8 protein-coding genes and 3 pseudogenes are annotated in these 18,758 nt (G+C 65.7%); 8 read left to right on the top strand and 3 right to left on the bottom strand.

The window, feature by feature from the left end:
- Positions 1–137 precede the first annotated feature (137 nt).
- A complete protein-coding gene (locus ABZ192_RS35755) occupies positions 138–1,604 on the top strand; it encodes a UvrD-helicase domain-containing protein (protein ID WP_356928640.1) in 1,467 nt (488 codons plus the stop codon).
- 93 nt (positions 1,605–1,697) lie between these two features.
- Here ABZ192_RS35755 and ABZ192_RS35750 read toward each other — a convergent pair.
- Both ABZ192_RS35750 and ABZ192_RS35745 read right to left on the bottom strand, forming a co-directional pair.
- Positions 1,698–1,787, bottom strand: a pseudogene (locus tag ABZ192_RS35750) (DNA-binding response regulator); the annotation flags it as partial.
- A gap of 97 nt (positions 1,788–1,884) precedes the next feature.
- The gene (locus tag ABZ192_RS35745; protein ID WP_356928639.1) at positions 1,885–2,598 is read right to left on the bottom strand and encodes a hypothetical protein; all 714 of its coding nucleotides are present in this window, start codon (positions 2,596–2,598) and stop codon (positions 1,885–1,887) included.
- Positions 2,599–2,719: 121 nt separating this feature from the next.
- Here ABZ192_RS35745 and ABZ192_RS35740 point away from each other — a divergent pair.
- Positions 2,720–2,901, top strand: a pseudogene (locus ABZ192_RS35740) (DNA methyltransferase); the annotation flags it as partial.
- A 96-nt stretch (positions 2,902–2,997) separates the two neighbouring features.
- Here ABZ192_RS35740 and ABZ192_RS35735 read toward each other — a convergent pair.
- Positions 2,998–3,878 (bottom strand): annotated as a pseudogene (locus ABZ192_RS35735) (hypothetical protein).
- 350 nt (positions 3,879–4,228) lie between these two features.
- Between ABZ192_RS35735 and ABZ192_RS35730 the strand changes: the two are divergent.
- The 6 genes from ABZ192_RS35730 to ABZ192_RS35705 all read left to right on the top strand — a co-directional run bounded on the left by ABZ192_RS35730 (position 4,229) and on the right by ABZ192_RS35705 (position 18,268).
- A complete protein-coding gene (locus ABZ192_RS35730; RefSeq protein WP_356928638.1) occupies positions 4,229–4,936 on the top strand; it encodes a hypothetical protein in 708 nt (235 codons plus the stop codon).
- Between the two features lie 65 nt (positions 4,937–5,001).
- Complete coding sequence (locus ABZ192_RS35725) at positions 5,002–6,294, top strand: hypothetical protein (RefSeq protein WP_356928637.1); 1,293 nt, start codon at positions 5,002–5,004, stop codon at positions 6,292–6,294.
- Entirely contained in the window at positions 6,285–9,551 is a 3,267-nt protein-coding gene (locus tag ABZ192_RS35720) for a hypothetical protein (protein ID WP_356928636.1), read from the top strand. The genes ABZ192_RS35725 and ABZ192_RS35720 overlap by 10 nt, the downstream gene beginning before the upstream one ends.
- A 23-nt stretch (positions 9,552–9,574) precedes the next feature.
- Complete coding sequence (locus ABZ192_RS35715; protein WP_356928635.1) at positions 9,575–12,238, top strand: RNaseH domain-containing protein; 2,664 nt, start codon at positions 9,575–9,577, stop codon at positions 12,236–12,238.
- Positions 12,239–12,763: 525 nt separating this feature from the next.
- Positions 12,764–16,405: an AAA domain-containing protein gene (locus ABZ192_RS35710; protein WP_356928634.1), complete on the top strand. Its 3,642-nt coding sequence runs from the start codon at positions 12,764–12,766 to the stop codon at positions 16,403–16,405.
- Positions 16,406–16,408: 3 nt separating this feature from the next.
- Positions 16,409–18,268 carry a hypothetical protein gene (locus ABZ192_RS35705; RefSeq protein WP_356928633.1) on the top strand — a complete coding sequence of 620 codons (1,860 nt, stop codon included), beginning with the start codon at positions 16,409–16,411 and terminating at the stop codon, positions 18,266–18,268.
- Positions 18,269–18,758: the final 490 nt, after the last annotated feature.

Below are 18,758 nucleotides of genomic sequence, written 5' to 3'. Positions count from 1 at the left end.
AAGAGGTACTTGCCTGCGCGGCCCGTCTCTTGCTCAACCGCCAGCGCTCCGCTTCACCTGCTTCGCACGACGCGGATCGTCACCGTCTGAATCGCGGCGACGCGACCCCCTGATCCCTCTACACGTCGGAGCCTTTGTTGCATACGCCCACAGACGAACAAGTCCACGCCATCGATACCTTCCGTAACGGCCACCATTTGGTGTTGCAGGCCGGCGCTGGGACAGGCAAAACGAGCACACTGGGCATGCTTGCCGCGAGTACCGCACGTCGTGGCCGATACCTCGCGTTCAACAAGGACATCGCCAACGACGCCGCCAGCCGATTCCCGCGCTCCGTCCTGTGCAAGACCGCGCATGCCACGGCCTACGCGGCAGTCGGCTACCGCTTCGCTCGCCGTCTCAACAGCCCTCGACGGCCTGCCTGGCGGATCGGGCAGGCTCTCGGCATCACATCCCCCGTCCGTATCGGTGTTCACGAGATCAGCCCCAGAGTTCAGTCTCAGACCGTGTTGAGCACGGTCGCCCGTTTCTGCCAGTCCGCCGACAGGTTCCCGGCACCGCACCATGTACCGATGCTGCGGAGGCTCGGAGCACCGGACGAACGAGCTCAACTTGCTGAGACCGTCATGCCATTCGTCGAGAAGGCATGGAGAGATCTGCAGAATCCCGAGGACGGCGCGGTCCGATTCGATCACGACCACTACCTGAAGCTATGGGCCCTGACCGAACCGAAGATCGAGGCCGACTTCCTTCTCCTCGACGAGGCCCAGGACACCAACCCCGTCCTTGAACAGGTGTTCGCCGCTCAACGCGGTCATGCTCAGCTGGTGATGGTTGGTGACTCTGCCCAGGCCATCTACGGGTGGCGCGGTGCCCGGGACGTGATGACGGGCTTCGATGCCACCCACCTCACTCTGACGCGTTCCTTCCGGTTCGGTCCCCTCCTCGCCGAACAGGCCAACCAGTGGCTTGCGCTTACGGACGCGCCGATCCGGCTGACTGGTACCGACACGATCCCCACGAAAGTCGGTCTGGTCACTTCTCCGGATGCGGTGCTGTGCCGAACCAACATCGGCGCAATGACCGAAGTCATGCGGCAGCTGGGTTCCGGACGTCGAGTGGCTCTGAGCCGAGTCGGGCAGACGCTGAGCACACTGGCGCTCGCCGCCCGCGACCTTAAGGAGGGCCGCCGTACGGGCCACCCTGAACTCGTGCTCTTCGCTTCCTGGGGTGAGCTGCAGGACTATGCGGAGCATGATCCCGCAGGACGAGACCTCCAACCGTTCGTTGAACTTGTCGACACCCACGGACCCGAAGCCATCATTGCCGCCGTCGACGCACTGATCGACGAAACCAAGGCCGAGGTCACCGTTTCCACAGCCCACAAGGCAAAAGGCAGGGAGTGGCCCAAGGTCAGAATCGCAGACGACTTCCCCCCGCCGGGCAGCAACCAGCAGGACGACAGCGGTCGCCCGATTCCGGAACCCGTGAGCGATACGGACGCCCGGCTCGCCTATGTGGCCGTCACTCGCGCCCGGCGCCACCTGGACCTCGGCGGACTCGAATGGATCGAGAGTTATCCGACTGCTGCCAATGGCGTGTGACCAGGCCGATCAGCTCGAGGCACGCACGACCGACGATGTGATAATCGCTCTGCGTGCGGTGCGGGCGGCGAGCAGATTCTTGCTGCATGTGGGTCAGCCGTGAGGGTGCGGCTTGACCAGGCCGCTCCAGTACGCGATGACGACGAGCTGGGTGCAGTCGCGGGCGTTCAGTTTGGTCATGGCGTGCGGGAAGCGCGCGAGTTCGCGGATTCTGGTGTGGGCCAAGCGCTGAACCCGCGCGTCCTCGCCGGGTTGAAGACAGGAACGAGGACGGGTTCGTCTATGCCTGCAGGGGATGATGCTGTGAGAGCCGTGGAGATAGGTGGCTGTGACGTTGTTCAGCGGCCCCGGCATATTGGCTTCGAGCGGCCCCAGTTGGTGGGGATTTCGAGGCTTTCGGCCTGAAGTGGCCCCGGGGATTGGCTTGCGTTGGGACCACCTGAGGCGTCTTCTCACTGGACGGCCAGCGCAATCCCTCGGCGTGTGTGATCTCGGGGTGGCAGGCCGGCCAGGTCCACGTAGACTCCCCGAAGTCGACCTCGGCGTCCGCGCCGAGTGCGTTGCGCTGGGTCACGAACGCCTCAACGGGTGCCCCCGCCTGCGCGGCGATCTCCTTGCGGCGGGCCGCGACGAAGTCCCGGACCGTCGGATACGGGATCGCCTCGCCGAACTCCTCCTCGATCCGCGCGACGATCCGCCGCACGGTGTGCCGCTGTTTGCGCGGAGCCTCGAGATCAGCCCGCAGCCAGGCGTCGACCGTCTTCTTGTACGGCTCCATCCGCGGTGACGTCCTCACCGGCTGGCGGCGTGGGGTGGGCACCGGCGAGGAGAGTGCCTCCCGTACGAGGCGGCGGTGAACGCCGTACTTCTTTGATAGAGCCCGGATCGACAGCTGCCGCTGCCAGCTGTCCCGCCTGATCCGGTCGAACAGCTCCTGCTTGGACAAAGACATCCACGGCACCGCCCCTGCCGGAAACCACAGGAACCGTCTCACCGCAAGAGCTGAGGTGGGGCCACTTCGCCCCGTCACCACCCCTCAATGCACCCGTGCGACCCACCAACTGGGGCCGCTCGAAGCCAACATGCCGGGGCCGCTGCACAACGTCACAGCCAGCCCCGAAGGCGGCACCGTCCTCGACCCCTTCACCGGCAGCGGCTCACAGGCGTCGCCGCCTTGCGCGAGGGCCGGCAAGCCTTGGGCGTCGAGCTGTCCTCGCATTACGCCGACGTCGCCGAGGCGAGGCTCCGAGCGGAGCTGACCCAGGACGACTTCGTCCTGGCTGGACCGGAGGCATGAGCGTGAGAGCGAACGGACCGGGGCCGACGGACCGCAGACGGATGAAGGCGGCTGGTGCATCGAGAAACCGACGCACCAGCCGCCCTTCCTCTTGCATCAGGCCGCCTCGAACGCCCGCCGCATCAGCGGTCCGGCCTTCTCCATGTCGGCTGCCGAGGCGAGGCGCACCTCCAGGTCGCCGGTCCCGAGGTGGCCGATACCGCGCATGTCGCGCGAGAAGCCCTCCTCCAGCTCGACCGTGTTCACCATCCGGCGGTAGGCGATGTAGTGCCGAAGCTGAGCCACCTCGACCTCGCCCCAGGCGGTGAGGGCCTCGTCCAGCTCGGCGTACAGATCCTGCAGGCAAGCGGGAGCCGCGCCCGGGGGCGCCTGCACCGAACCGATGCCGACACCGGCCGTCACCTCCCTCTGCCGACTCTGCTGCCGAGCCGGAGCGGGGCTGGGAGACCCAGAGGCAGACTGGACCAGCAGCAAGCTCAGCAGCCCGCCGTCGAAGACGCGGTAGCGCACCAGGTCGACCCGCTCGCGCAGGCGCTGTACCGCGACCGGGTCGTGCTGCGAGAAGCTGGCCGCGATGCAAACCATCCGCGGGTTCCGCTAGTCGATCGACTCGGCGGCCTCGGAACCCAGCTTCTCCTTGACCAGCGCCTCGAACTCGTGACGTGCGGAGTCCAGCCACGACAGGTAGGAGACGGCCTGCGAGAGGACACCGCTGTCGGCGCCTTTCTTGTACTCGATCAGCGCCGGCGTGCCGTTCTCGTCCAGGCCGAGCGAGTCGATACGGCCCCGGTGCCACGGCCCGGTCGGGTACTCGGAAGCGAGGAAACGGATGCCGAGCATGGCCTCCATGCCGGCCTCGATCCGGCGCTGCAGCTCGACCTCCAGTGCCATCGTCGAACCGCGCAGCTCGACGTCCCGGCCATCGGCGTCGACCGGGACAGCTTCAGTTCGCTCACCAGCGGTTCCCCCTGTTGCATCGAGCCAACTACGGGACAATCCGTCCGGGCTTCGATCTATTCCAACGGGCACTGAACCGGTGGCTGGTCCTGTCGATGTCGCCGACAGGACGTCGGAGCCGATCTGTTCCTGAATCACCCGCTTGAGCAGCGTCTCGCGGGGGCCGCTGCCCGAGGGCTGTCACTGGGCTGTCGTAGCCTGACAGGCATGCTGCTAAGCCGCCCCGCGCGGCCCGAAAGGCGGCGCGGGGGCGGCTGATTTCGGCATGGTTCTGAGGCGTAGGAACGTCGCCTGGGTGCTGCCAGCCACTCGGGTGGTCGCCGGACGATAGCTCTGGATGTGATGCACCCTGCGGAAGAAGGCTGACGCGATGTGGGATGGTCTGAATAACCGTCAGCGTAGCTACCTGCTCGCCTGCTTTCGTGAGGACCAGGAAGCGGAGCGCCGAGCCAGGGCGGCTCGGTCCACTTATCAGGACCCAGGGCCGGCCTCCGTATGGCGCAAGCTGCCGTTTTCGATCAAAGCCGAGCTTCCGTTCGCGGAGTACACCACAATTCAGAGACGCCTCCACGACGACGGCCACCTCGACGCCGGAGCCGGAGCCACCCTGCACGCTCTCGCCCGCAGAGGACTTCTGAAGATCACAGAAGATCGGATCGACGTTCCGGAGGTCGGTCTCGTCACCCGCGTCCTGGTGGAACTGACCCGTGCGGGCCGGGCATGTGCCCGTGCCGGACTAGGCATCGCCCCTACGCCGCGCCGCCCCAAGCACCTACTGTCGGAGTGGCTGTGGGGCAACCTGGCCAGGGTCGCAGCCGCCGGCTCGGACGGGCTGCCGGAGGACGTGATGGGAGGTAAGGCCAAGTACTACCTTGGTACCGACTACCGCCCCAACGGCAAACCGAGTCGGGGCTACATCGATTGTGTCGCCATTCGCACCGAGAAAGGGCGCGGGACGTTCGTCCTTGAGTACCGGTGGCGGATCACCGAGGCTGGAAGGCGGCACATCAACGCGTACCGCCCCGCCTATCAGATTGCGTATCCAAATGTCCAGGTCAACGTCCCGGATTCGCTGTAACGGCCCCGATCGCCGCTCGATTGTCAGACCCCTGGTCTATGTTGCCGAGCGTGATGTTCACTTCCATGACCGAGCCGATCAGTCATGACGTAATCCGGCAGATGGTGATGCGGGCGGCGGCCATGTCGGCCGAGGCCTTCACGAACACCGAGCAGTCTCCCGAAGGCCGCCTGCGCACTCTGATGGAGGGCCACGGGGAGGTCCTCGCTGCCCGCGGACCCGGCCAACCGCTCCCCTTTGACACCTTCCTGCAGATGCTGACCGGCGAACTCGCCCTCCTCCTCCCTGACGGGGTGCCGCCGGAGGAGATGACCGGCGTCCAACTCATCAATGACGACGGCCTGTTCGAAGAGGACCTGTTCGACCTGGACCATGAACAGAGGGAGGTCGCGCGAGCCGTCCACAAGGCGACCCGGGACGGCCGGTCCACCTCCCTCGCGGAACTCGAACAGGAGATGGATCAGGTCACCGTCTATGAGGGGTTACGGAAGCGAGGCACCCAAGAGGCATACGTCAAGGGCCGTTCCGACCTGTCTCGTATGCCGGCCGGGACCGAGACGGAGGTGCGGCGCCTGAACCTCCCCAGCGTCGTCGGCCAGTTCTACCGGCCCATCAGCTTTGCCGCGCTCTACGAGCAGTGGTGGTTCGCTTGCCCCGTGTGCCGCTGGCCGATGAAGGTCACCCAACACCGTTCCCGTAATTCGGTCACTGGCAGGGTCCGCTGCTTCTACCGGCCGCACGCGGAGCTGATGGGAGCCTCCTACACTTTCAAGATCCCACGGGCCGGGAAGCCGCCGTCGCTGATCCCCGGCGCCCCGCCCCCGGCCCCCACCGGCGCGGCGTCCGTCCTCGCCCTCGACCTGCGCGCGCCCGTGCCGCAGCCGTTGCCAGCCGCCGGGTATCTCGCGCTGACGCGTGGACCGTGGCGTTACACCACCGTCCCTGGCCTTGTCGAGATCGCCCTGTACGACGCGCTGCGCTCACGCGGTTTCGTCGCAGCCCCGGAGCCCTACATGAACCCCGACGCCCTGGGCGTCGGGGCCGAATGTCCCGGCACGATCACCGTGTGGCCCTACCAGGATGCCTATGACCTGCACGTGGATGTGTGGCACCGAGACGACGAGACGAAGTCCTTCCTGCTCGACATCAAGGACTTCACCTCGGAGAAGCTGCTGGCCAAGAAGATCCAGGCCGACGGCGGCGACCCGGGTGGAGCGGAGTGGATTGTCGTCCCCGACCACCGCGAAGCCTCTCTTCCCCTGCTGCGCGGGGTGTGCGCGGAGTTCGGCCTGAACGTGGCCACCGCAGGTGACATGGGCGAGAAGATCTGCAGGAGGGCGGGAGTCCGATGGGCCTGACAAGCAAGCTCCGCAAGGACGACGCGGCGGTCTTCTGCGCGCTGGCACTCGCCGCCCACTACTTCCCCGGTCCACCGGACGAGCACGGGCAGCCCACCGCGAGGTTCAGGCACGCCGCATTCCTCCTGTCAGGCCAGTACGACAAGTGGTCGGCCTGGGCGAGCCTGCCACACGACGAGAAGCAACGACTCGCGGACGTTCTCGTCAACGCTCCAGGTGAGTTCGCCAGCGCACCGGCCTTCACGCAGGCTGCCCGCAAAAGACTGGCCACGCCTCCTGCCGGGCAGGCCCCCCAGTTCGTTCCAGTCGGTGAACCACCCGTGGCGGAAGCAGCCTCACCCCGGGTCGGAGACGATCTCCTGGACTATGTGGACCGCACCCTGAAACGGGTCCACAAGGATCACCCCCGCTCCAAGCCCGCATCGCCCGCCGGGGCCGGGGTGTGGATGACCCGCAAGCTCTACGCCGGGGGCATCGGCGAGATCCAGGGCCGCGCCGTCCTCCCCACGTTCGCGAGGAGCTCCGAAACCGACCCGTGCCAGAGCCCGCCGCAGGTGTACACCACCGCCCACACACCGAACGTCGAGATCCCCACCAGTGGCCTTCTCGACCTCGCTCGGCAGCTGGATCAGCGACTCAAACCCGAAGGCCGTCACCTGCACCAGGTCCTCAAGGCGCTCTTCAGCCAGCTCAACACCACGGACACCATCTCTCCGAAGGAGATGGTCCGCCTCTGCGCTGGCGCGACCGAGGTCTTCAACGCCCCCACCGGTACCGGGAAGAGCGTCCTCGTCCGCGTTATGGCGTCGTGGTTCGCCATCAACCGGCGGACTCTTGCGATCGTCCTGCCCACCGTGGAGGCGACACTCGCGGCAGCCTGGGACATCAGCCAGGACCTCGCATACCTTGGCCACCCCGAGACGTGCACGCCCCTGATGTCACCGTACGGACTGCACGAACGCGCCATGAAGGTCGCCTCCCGCATCGAGGGCTCGATCGCCGAGCAGTCGGACAAGATCCGGTGGAAGATCAGCCAGCTGTCCTACGGCTGCTCGCTGAACCGCTTCACCGAATCCACGCACCCCTACCCGGCCGGCTCGGAATCCTGCATGAGCCTCTATCCGCTGCCCCCAGCCAAGGGAACCCGACGCTGCCCGTTCGTTCCGGTGTGCGGGAAGTACCAGCAACACCACAACGCGTGCACCGCCTCCGTCGTGGTGACCAACCACCACAACTTCATGATGGGCCGGATGCCCATCGGCATCGACCTCGACGGCCGGCCCACCGACGGCCTGAGCGTGGCCGAGTTCCTGCTGCGCCGCTGCCACGCCACCCTCATCGACGAGATCGACCAGTTCCAGTCCACGGCCATCGGGAAGTGCTCCAGCGAGCTGGTCCTGGACTCGCGCCTCGACAAGAAGATCCCGCTCCAGCAGCTCCACGACGAGCTGAGCAAACAGCCGCCCGCCACGGTCAAGGAACTCGTCCCGCCGGTCACCTACGCCCGCTACCTCACCGAGTTCCTGCTGGCCGCCGTCTGCGAAGGTCAGCTCCACCTGAGGCACTACGAAGGCGACGGAGGCCCCGTCGGCGACCGGGCGGGTATGAACAGCACCGGATGGCACATCTCCGGAGGCCGGGACCGCCGTCTGATCCACCTGCTGTTCCCCGAATCAGGCATCACCAACGACCACGAGATCCCGCAAGAGCTGTTCGACAAGCTAAACGCGCTCAGACCGCCCAAGCCCGGCCAGGACCCGCTCGACGACCCATTCAGCACCGTGGAGCTGGAAGACCACTACCTGGAAGTCCGCAGGTTCCTCGGCGACCTTCTCGGCCACCGCGGCACCGATCTGCTCACTCACACTCAGCACTGCTTGGGCGACCTCCTCAGCGACATCGTCAAGAACGAGCACGACCGCGCCGAGGCGGTCGAACTGCTCATCGTCCGCACCTGGCTGTCCGAACTGGACGACACCCTCAACGACCTCACGGGCAAGACGGCCCAACTTCGCTCCAGCGGTCTGGCCTCGGCCCGAGCCCTTGCCGAACGCCTCGAACGAGGCATCGGAGCCAACATCCTCCCGTTCGGCATGCTCGGCCGCGCCCTGTTCGGCTACCGCGTCACCGGCCTGGACGACCCGGCCAAGACCGGCGAGCTCACCTCCCAGAGCATCACCGGAGACCCGCATACCTACACCGCCCAGCTGGGCAGCATCGTCTCCCTCGCTCTCGCAGGCGTGGAGCGGCCCGTCATGGGCCTGTCCGCGACTGCGTACTTCCCGCAAGCCGTCCGCGAGCACATCCACAGCACTGTGAAGTGGTGGATGACCGACGCCGCGCCGGACAGCATCCGTGCGAAAAAGCACACCATCACCGACTCCCTCAACAACCCCATCCAGATCTCCGGGCTCCCACAGAACCTCAAGGCCGCCGCCCTCAAAGCGCTCGGCGAGAGCCTGTACGACACCCGCATCCATCCCGAGCTCGAACGCTTGGAGAAGGAGGACAAGGACCGCGCGCACGCCGCCGTAGTGGTCAACTCCTACCTACACTGCCGCTACATCGCCCTGGGCATCTACAACTCCGGCAACTACACCGGAGGCCTGTGCGTCGCCGTCCCGCCGGACAAGGAACGCCGCAGCGACCTGCCACCGCTGCCCGCCGGCATCGTCGAGCTGACACCCGAGGAGTTCGAGACCTTCCCCACCAAGGGAAAGATCCTCGTCGTCCCCATGGCACGCATCGCCCGAGGCCTGAACATCGTCATCGGCACCAAGTCAGCGATCACCCCCGTCTACCTGTGCACTCGCCCCCTGGCGCTCTTGAGTGATCCTCCGGAGATGTACGCCTCGGTCAACGCCGCCGGCCTCAACAGCCTGCCGAAGGAACCCAGCGATGACCCCGTCGCCGCCCTCGCAGCGGCACGCACCGAGGCGTGGAGACGCCTCAGCCTGATCATGCGCTCCGCGCCCGGCTTCGGGTCGACCCACAAGATCCTGCAGGAGGAGATCGTCGCAGGCATGGTCGTGGACATGATCCAGCTCGCCGGACGAGCACGGCGCGGCGGAACGGACATGACCCTGCACCTCGTGGACTACGCATTCCACCGTGACTCGTGGCAGGCCGACCTCGCCAGCATCCTCAAGCGGATGCACACCAACTGGGACGAGGACGAACGCCGCCGCATGAACGACATCTACCGCGAAGCTCTCGCCGCCTTCCTCGCCTACGCCGGAATCGACCCGGCCGCATGACCTCCGAAGGAGAACCCGTCCACATGTCCTCCCGCCCGCCCAAGGCGACCCAGCGTCTCGATCTCCTCGCCGTCCGGGTCACGCGCGGCCTCCTGTCGGACGCCACCGTCCACGTCCGTGACTGCGGCCCGGCCGGCGTCAAGCTGTGGAACACCTTCGACAACGCCTACCGTCGACGGGCCGGGCGGGACGCGGTCCAGGCCCCACACTCTGTCGCGACGACGGCCCTTCGCGCCCTCACCGGCGGGTACGTCTGGCTCGACGCCAAACGAGCCGTCCTGGCCAGCCGGGACCCCATCGACGACGACACGGTTCGCGACGTCTTCACTCTGCTGTACGGGCTGGCAACGGGCGAAGACATCGATGACATCGACCTGAACCGGCCCGTCAGCATCGCGGACAAGTTCGCCTCCACCCCCCAGGAGCAGCGCGCGCTGGCCGACTACCTGCGGCCCTCGCCGAGCAGGCAGCCAGACGCCCCCAACTGGGTATACGAGACTGTCGCCTGGGACCTCGCCCGCCGGATCGCGGCCGAACCGTGGACGATCGACGGCCTGTCCGTCCGGCTTCGCCCCGACACTGCGGGCGGCCTCGTCGCATGGGACGACCCGTGGCCGGACGAGACCGAGACCCGGTTCGCCCTTCCACGGATCCGGCTGCGGATGAAGACCGAGCCCAACGTGAAGGACCCTCTGATCCTCGTCTCCGCCTCGGCGACCCGTATCGGCAGCTCCATGGACTTCGCCCGCACTGTCCTCGCCGAGCAGGACCGCGCGGACCGGCCGTTGGTCGAGGTCGAACTCGACGGCCGGGGACGCGTGCGCAACGTCAACAGGCTCGCCCTCCAAGCTCTCTCCCGGCTCGGCATGGGCCGATCGGTCCTCCACGAGGTCGACCGGCAGATCCAGGCCGACCGGCTGGCCCGGCAGCAAGCCCAGGAGAACGGTGAGGACAGGCCTGCCCCGCAGCCACTGGGCACCGTGCGGCCCATCATGGCCAAGAACTTCTACTTCCCCGTCGGCTCGGGTGTCGGCATGGATTACTACCGGGGGTTGTACGACCACATCCAGACCACCCTCGGTGACAACTGCCAACCGCTGTACGGCTTCTTCGAAGGCGGCAACTTCAAGCAGGCCAAGAAGGACGAAGTCCTCATGGAGCCGCTGGACGTCACACGCTCCCTCGATGCCATGGGTCTCAACCACCTGCGCATCGTGTGCCTGTGGGCAACTGACGAAATCCGTCAGCGGATGATCAACGCACTCGCCCGCGCCTACGGACTCGACCCCGCCAGCCTCAATCCCGCCGAGGGCAAGAGCGTCACGCTGCATGGAGCCCGGGTCAGCGTCGTCTTCCACCATGTTCCCGATTTCCTCCAGCACGGGCCCGCGGCCGGCCGGTCCGCGCACACGGCCGAGTTGGTCTCCTTGAAGGCGGCGTCGGGGGAGATCGTCGGCGTATGGGCGGAAACCGAGTACGGCGACGGGAAGAAGGGCTCCCCGCAGAGGCCGAAGGACAGCGAAGACGCCAAGCACCAGACCCACCGCGTCCTGGCCAAAATGGACCTGGTCGTCCAGTACATCGACAGGGCCGTCCAGACCGGCATCGACAAGTCCACCGGCATGGACCACCAGAGCCTGTCCTGCGTGATGGATCTCTACCGCAACCTCGGGTTCATCGACCGGCGGATCTCCCGTGTTCTGACCAAGCCCATCGGTGAGCTCCCGGCCGACGGCGTCGCGCACTGCGGCGTTCACGTCCGGAGGCAGTCACGCCGCCCGGGCGAGAGGGACGCCAGGATCTCCGTCTCCGCGAGCGTCCTCAAGCCCCCCACCGCGCCGGACGGTGCGTGGACTCTCCACGGATGGTCCTACACCGACCGCACCTGGAGGCCCTACCACCTGGCCGAAGCCGCCTTCCACGCCGCCGACTACCCGGCCGGGAAGATGACGGAGTTCATGGACAACTTCGCCGGCTACTCCAGCACCGCCAAGGTCATCGACCAGGCGCTGGAAGACCTCGCCGACTACCTGGGTGGCCTCCCGTACACGGTCACAGTGGACGGCGTCGCCTGCCGACGGCTGTGGAAGGGCCTGAACAACAAGGCCCAGGGCCAGCCACCCGAGCCCAACACCACCTGGCTCCCGGGCTCCACGATCGCCCCCAGGTACCGGCCGGTCGCCGTGATCCGCCTCAACACCACCGACGAGGAGGTCCCGCGCCCGGTGCAGGTGACCATCACCGACGAGGACGACAGCGAGATCAAGACCAAGGAACGCACCACACAGGTCTTCCGCATCGACCCGGATCCGGATCTCGGAGAGCAGTGCACCTGGCTGCTGGTCAACACCACCCACCAGTTCGACGGCAACGGTGCCGGCAGGCAGGGCTCGAAGAAGACCCGCTATGGCGCACTGCCTTGGAACAAGGGGAAGAACGAGATCAAGGCGAACTACTACGCCATGACCGCGACCGAGATCTTCCCGATCGCCCTGAACAATGACCACCGCCGAGAACTGATGATGGTGACCGCCAGGCTCTGCCACCAGGCCCTCGCCTGGAAGCACCGCACCCGCTACTCGATCCCCCTCCACGCGGCCCTCCAGATGGACAAGGACCACCCGCAGTACCGACGCACCATCACGCCCGAGGACCTCGACGGCGAGACGAACAGCGAGGCCGAGTAGCCCCGTCACCTCTTCGCAGCCGCGGCCCCCACCACGTAGAGGAATCGCACCTGCCGTCGCTCCGTATGGCCCGGGAGGCGGGCCGCGTCCGTGGCCTCTGGCGGCCGACGCCTTGCTCTGACCAACGCGGTGTCGGCTGGTAGCAGCCGAGGAGTGCGCTCAGGCGGGTTACTTCTGGCTCTCCAGGGACGTGCTTGCCCGGTGATAAACACACTGGCGCCGGTATCACTGGTCCTGCGATGAGCGACAGCATGGTCGGGCCCGCGCGGCTGAGGAGGGCTGGCTTTCTCACTCTGGGTTCAATCGCTGCCGACACCCTCAGTGCGTGATTTCGTCTGGTTTCATGCCGGTTCTCGGCGGAGCAGCAGGCCTAGCGAAGGCGCGGGAGCTGCTCGCACCTCTACGTCCGGGAATCGAACGCGCTCCTCCGCGTCCACAAGTTTTGACAACTCAACTCTCCGCAGGCCAAACGGTGTTATCGTCCGAAACCCTGGTAGATCGTGGTGCGTGTACAGCGGAGGTCCAGTGACTCTCACGGCGGGTGTCTCCCTGCTCAAAGGCCGCTACAAGATCGTTGGGTCAGTGGTCTCCGCCGCGGGGGAGGGTCAGCTGTGGGGCGCTGAAGACACGACGGAATTCGTTAAGCCCTATCTACTCAAGGCATGGCACTTCTACGAGGCGAAACCCGACGATGTTCAGCGCGCGCTGTGGGATGCGGAGCTGCGCACGCTCTACCAGGTGCGCAGCACGCCTGGCTCGGAGGATTCGCTCCTTCAGCTGCAGGACGTCGGCATTGACAATGATCACCGGTGCTTCGTGATGGTCTTCAAGACGGAGGGCCTACACACACTGGCGTCGCGACTTGGCGAACGCAGCAGCCATGAATGGTTGTCCGGGCGGTCTTCCGGACGTAGAGAGCTCTGGCAAATGCTCGGCCGGATCGCTGAGGGCCTTGCCCTTCTGCACGAGCAGCAAGTGGTCCATCGCTGCGTTGCACCGGAGTCTGTCTTTCTTGACCCCGGCGAGGGGCCAGAATCCTGCCTACTTGGTGGATTCGAATGGAGTGTCAGACTCGGGCATCCCGCGTCGGCGCCCCCGTCCCGAGTTGGCTGGGAGACGGCGCCAGAGGCGCTGGGCGGTGGCACAGCGTTCGGGCCCGACGCCGACTGGTTCGCCTTCGGCATGCTTGTGGCTCGCTGCATGCTTCCCATCGAGCACCTGAGCACCACCACGGACCCGATGGCGCGTTACCGTCTGGTCCTGGACCATCTGGCCAAGGCCAAGCGTAAACTGACGGCCCCAGAGCACGATTTCATCGGTCAACTTATTGCCGACGAACCCGCGATCCGCCCCAAGCACGGCACAGAGATTTCCACCGCCATCCGGGAAATCGTGCGCGTGCTCCAGCAGCCGTCGACCGGTTCCGACACCGCACCTCGGCATATCGTCGTGATCGATCCGGGCAACCGCTCGCTCGTGCGCACCTGTCTGGAACTGGGCCTGCGCGAATCGCTGCGACTCGGACCCGCTGACCCCTTCGACCCGAACCGGCCCGAGCATGTCAGTAAGCTCCATAGTTTCCTGTACGAGGACTTCGCTGACGGCGCGATGCTGGCGCCCATCGCCAACCGGGACCAGTACACCCTGTCTGGGCGATCACTGCACCTGACTGTTGGCCCGGCCCGCAGCCTGGCTGGCGGTACCACCAGTTGGCAGAACGCGTTCTGCACGGGAACTCGCGAGTTCTTCACCGCCGACCCCTCACGACAGGTGGACATCCCGGCGGGCCGGATCGGGTTTTTCAGTACCAAGCACTACCGGGAGCAGGGTCATGTGCTCAGCTCCGCGCCGAGCTGGGAGTTGCTGCTTCCTAAGATCGACAAGGCGCGTGAGCGGCGCGAAGACCAGGAGCGTTTCGCCGAGTTTGTTCGCATCACCAACCAGATCGATATCTTGATCCGTGATGCAGAACTATTCCGCTGCCAGGTGACTGACGTCCGGTTCGCCGCCAATGGGACTGTCACTTCGATCAAGGTGCGGGAAGTGCCCCGCGTCCATGAGCCAATGTCTATGCTCAAGCCGGACGGCGGCATGGCGGCCTTTCTGTTCCGGGAGAAGTACAGTGGCAAACAGGGAAGCAGCCTCATCCAGTTGTGTTCCCCCGAGTCAGAAAGCATTGCGCAACTGGCTGCCGTCCCAGAGTGGAAGGTCGCCGATGTCGATGTCCGGGGCCGTAGTGCCACCCTCCGCCCCGCGTCGGAGATCCTCGATCCCCCTCAAGTTGACGACATCCGGGTGCTGCGCACCAAGGGGCTGAAGGGCCAGGTCGATTTGATCAACCGGCGCAAGGAAGCCATCAGCAGACTGGCGAAACATACCTATCTGTTGGAGAGTCTCTCAGCGCCGGGTCAGGTCATCATGGACAGTGGACCGGTGGAACTGCCGGTGCCGCTCCCCGACGATATCGTCGACTCCAGCAAGCGCAACCAGATCAAGAAGATTCTCGGGGTAAGGCCCATCTACGCCCTGCAAGGGCCGCCCGGAACGGGCAAAACGCACATGGTTGCCTGGCTGTTGCGTGAGATTCTGGAAGAGGACCCGGTCGCCCAGATTCTCATCACGGCGCAGGCCCACCCTGCCGTGGACGTGTTGCGTTCCAAGGTCGAGCAAGAGGCCTTCAAGAACATCCCGGAGGACCGCAGGCCACTCGCCATCCGTCTGCGACGAACCAACACCGACCAGTCCGGCGCCTTGCCGCAAGACGAACCCGGTTCCGAACAGGAGGTGACGCGGACCCTCCTCCAAAACACGATCAGACGATTGGAGGCTGCCGCTGAGAAGCAGGAGCTCTCCAGGGTACAGGTCGACTGGTTGGCTGCATGCCGAACCATGCTCAAGGACCTACACACCAGAGACGCCTCCTTGGCCAAGGAGTTTCGAGAGCTGGTCAAGCGCAGCGCCAGCATCACGTACAGCACCGCAGCAGACGGTGACCTGGCCGCGCTTGCCGGTGAGGTGACCTACGACTGGGCGATCGTGGAGGAGGCGGGCAAGGCCCACGGCTTCGAGCTGGCGCTCCCGCTCTATCTGGGCCACCGCTGGCTGCTGATTGGTGACCCGAAGCAGCTTCCGCCGTACCGAATCGAGGACTACCAGAAGGCTGTATCTGCCCTGGACGAAACCGTCGCGGCGCTCGAAGGAATGGAGGGACTTGGCCGGCTACTGGACACCGAACTGCTGCACGCCTGGCGATCCCGGACCGACGAGCAGCGCAGGGAGTTCGGCGAGTACTGCAAGAAATGGCTGACCCTCTTCGAGCAGCTACACAAGCTCTGTTCGTATCATGAACATGACGAGGGACTGCTCACCGGGCAGCACCGTATGCATCCCGACATCGGTGAGTTGGTCTCTCAGACGTACTACGACGGCAGGCTTCAGCACTACACGCGCGACCCCAAAACCAAGGCGCCGCACGCAAATATCCTTCACGGCCTGACAACCCCGGCGGAACTTCGGAATAAGGCCGTGGTCTGGCTTGATCTCCCGGCTGCCACAGATGATCCGCGGGCGCAGGAGGACGCAGTGCCCAAGTACCGCAACATGGCTGAAGCCCACGCGTTGGAGAAGTTTCTGCGCTCGCTGCAGGGCGACCCCAGCCGACCGCTGGACCTTGCCGTCCTCTCGCCCTATGCACAGCAGGTAGGCCACCTTCGGAAGCAGCTCAACACACCCGAGCTACGCGAGACGCTAGCTGCCGCCGGGCTGGTGCTCACGCCCGATCCTCGCCGCTCGTGGTCCGACCCTGCCGAGGAACGCCAGGACGGATTCTTCACTGTCGACTCGTTCCAGGGAAACCAATCGAAGATCATCGCAGTGAGCTTGGTCCGCAACAACACCAAGCTGCCCGAAAAGGGACTTGGATTCCTGAAGGAAGCGCCGCGGATGAACGTGCTCATCTCCCGTGCCGAACTCCTACTGGTACTTGTCGGCTCATGGGAATTCTTCCGGAACCAGGTTGCCCACGTGTCGCGGAAGAAAGAAGAGGACGATCCGCTCCGTCATCTGGCGGTGGCCGTGGACCAGTTGGACAAGTGGTTCATCGAAGGCCGAGCCGTGCGCATCCCCGCGGACCTGACGGATTTCGACAGCCCGTCACGCCGAGTCTGAGCGATGACCTGGACCATGGAGGACATCCCCATGATGCGCGTGCTGCTGCCACTGCACATGTACAGCGTGACCTATGAACTCGCCCACGGCCGCCCGTACAGCAAGTTGGAGGAGCTGTTGCTGCGGGCGGTGAACGACTTCCAGGGACCGACAGGATGTACCTACCGTGATCTGCGGGAGGTGTTCAAGGTCCATGACCGGCTGCTAACCGAAGGGCTGGTCACCCTCATCCAGGAAGGCTGGGTGGCGATGGTGCAAGAGGGGCGCGAGATGCACTACCTCGTCACTGAGGAGGGACGGCTGACGATCGCCCACAAGCGCAGACCGAGCAACCTGCGCGTCCGAACAGCCCGTGCCAATATCGTCAGGGAACGACTCACCGGCCAACTCGCGCGATCTGCGGACCTAGCGCTCATCACCGGCCCCACTGTCAGACGTGCGATGAATCACCCCGTACTGAAGCACACCCTTACCCCACGCATGCACCGCACGAAGATCAACGGCGGTGAGACCGAACGCCTGCTCCCACGCTCGGGCAGTCGACAGGAGTGGATCCGTTGGATCGACTCGATCGCCCGGCTTAACACGGATCTGTACTACCTACCGGTCCTCGCCGACCTGGAGAAGTCCGAAGTCGCTGGGCTGCCTCATCAGTGGCGACACCTCGGCTCACTGATCCTGGAAGAAGTAGCCGAGCGTTATGAGGACCTCGCCAGTGACGGCGACTTTCAGGAGAAGCTAAGCGACCTGATGCGCGGCTCCGACTTCGTCAACAAACAGCGCGGCTCACATAATCCAGCCGCACCACGGCGCACCACTCCATACGCAGAAGCATCCGTGACCTGCGGGGACGTCACACTCACTGCTGGCGACGGTCGACAGTTGGCCGAGTCCGTACTCGACGGGACCTCCACCAACGTCCTCATCCTGGCGGCAGGACTCGACCGGGAACGGGCCAGCACCGCCCGCGACCTCGTGATCGCACTCCGGAAACGGGGGGTGAACGTGGATCTTTTGTGGTCCTGCGACACAGCGAACGCGACGGAGAACAGCTCTGCCAATGAGATCGCCGAGGTACTTGGCGCGGCACGGAGCGCGGCCGGAAGCGGGAAAGTGTCATTCAACCGCACACCAGCCCACGCTGCCGCTGATCTCGTGCTCGCCACGACACCGACGGGCCCTGTGGCCGTCATCGGCGCAGGTCTGCTAGGTGCTCCCGCCGATGAAGGCAGTCTGAGCCCCGCCGCCCGATTCTCCGACCCAGCGGTTCTGGGCACGCTGGCACGGCTGTGCGCGGGGTGGTGGGAGGAACTACCCGCCGACGAGGGAAGTCTGCCGGCGCACCGCTGGAAGCATCTCGCCGAACGCTGGGTCGGCGAGGCTGCCGTCGCCGGTAGTGTCGATTCCGACACAGTGCCCGCGCGGTCCACCAGTTGCCCCGACACTGAGTGCACTGGCACTGTCTCGCTCCTCATCGGTCCCCAGCAGGCCGGCGTCCGCAGTGAGCTCACCGCCGAACAGGGCCAACGCTTTCTCCTCGCCGACACGGGCTCCACGACAGACAACCTCGCCACACAGATCACCGAGAACCTTGCCGAATCTGTGGGCCAGCTGTACCGGGTCGTAGGGGCTGCGGACGGATGGCAGTTCCTGAGTCGGACGGCTGACATCTGGACGGCGACGAATGCCCCACAGCTACCGCAGCCCTCAGAGCGTTACCGTGTGACGGCAACGGACGACCAATGGCTGATCGAGTACATCGGTGCCCCTGACCCTGTGCTGTCCTTCAGCGTCAGCGGGCATGTGGCGGTGCGGGCCTGGCGGCGCATGGGTCAGCGACACGACAGCACTGGTGGGGTCTGACCCCCCCGGAGTCCCCGGGCTGCACGCCGAAGAGGCTGTACGTGTCGGCGCAGGATTCCCGGGCCGGTTACCGGGACATGGAACTGTTCATCGACGGGTTCAGCGACGCCGTACTCGCCGCCCGGCTGCGGATCGCAATCGGCGGGCGGGGTGCGTTCCGGCGCCAGGCATGCTCGTCCATGACGAGCATGCCTGGCGCCGGTATCGCCGGTTCTGCGATGAGCGGCAGCGTGGCCGGGCCCGCGCTTGGCTGGCGGAGGAGGGCTACTGTCCGAGACTCCCGGTCCTGCCGTGGACGGTTGGGCCCTGACGGCGCAGGGTCTGAAGGAACTGGCCGCTGTGTCGCAGCCGGAGGGCGTGGTCGTGTCCCCCGTCGTGCAACGCCAGTGCGTTAAGGATGTGTGCGCCCTGTCAAGAGGGCGGAGGTAGGAGCTGGCGGCCTGGGCGAGCCCAGCTTGGACAGCGGCTGCGGCTTGCCGTCGCGCACCAC

It is taken from the genome of Streptomyces sp. NPDC006235 (assembly GCF_040613735.1).
In the GTDB taxonomy this organism is placed as follows: Bacteria; Actinomycetota; Actinomycetes; order Streptomycetales; family Streptomycetaceae; genus Streptomyces.
This window is presented reverse-complemented; position numbering and strand designations above follow the sequence as displayed.

Coding starts and splice junctions, on each gene's coding strand:
- ABZ192_RS35705 (WP_356928633.1), top strand. CDS start 16,409: ATGACCTGGACCATGGAGGACATCCCCATGATGCGCGTGCTGCTGCCA.
- ABZ192_RS35730 (WP_356928638.1), top strand. CDS start 4,229: ATGTGGGATGGTCTGAATAACCGTCAGCGTAGCTACCTGCTCGCCTGC.
- ABZ192_RS35725 (WP_356928637.1), top strand. CDS start 5,002: ATGACCGAGCCGATCAGTCATGACGTAATCCGGCAGATGGTGATGCGG.
- ABZ192_RS35720 (WP_356928636.1), top strand. CDS start 6,285: ATGGGCCTGACAAGCAAGCTCCGCAAGGACGACGCGGCGGTCTTCTGC.
- ABZ192_RS35715 (WP_356928635.1), top strand. CDS start 9,575: ATGTCCTCCCGCCCGCCCAAGGCGACCCAGCGTCTCGATCTCCTCGCC.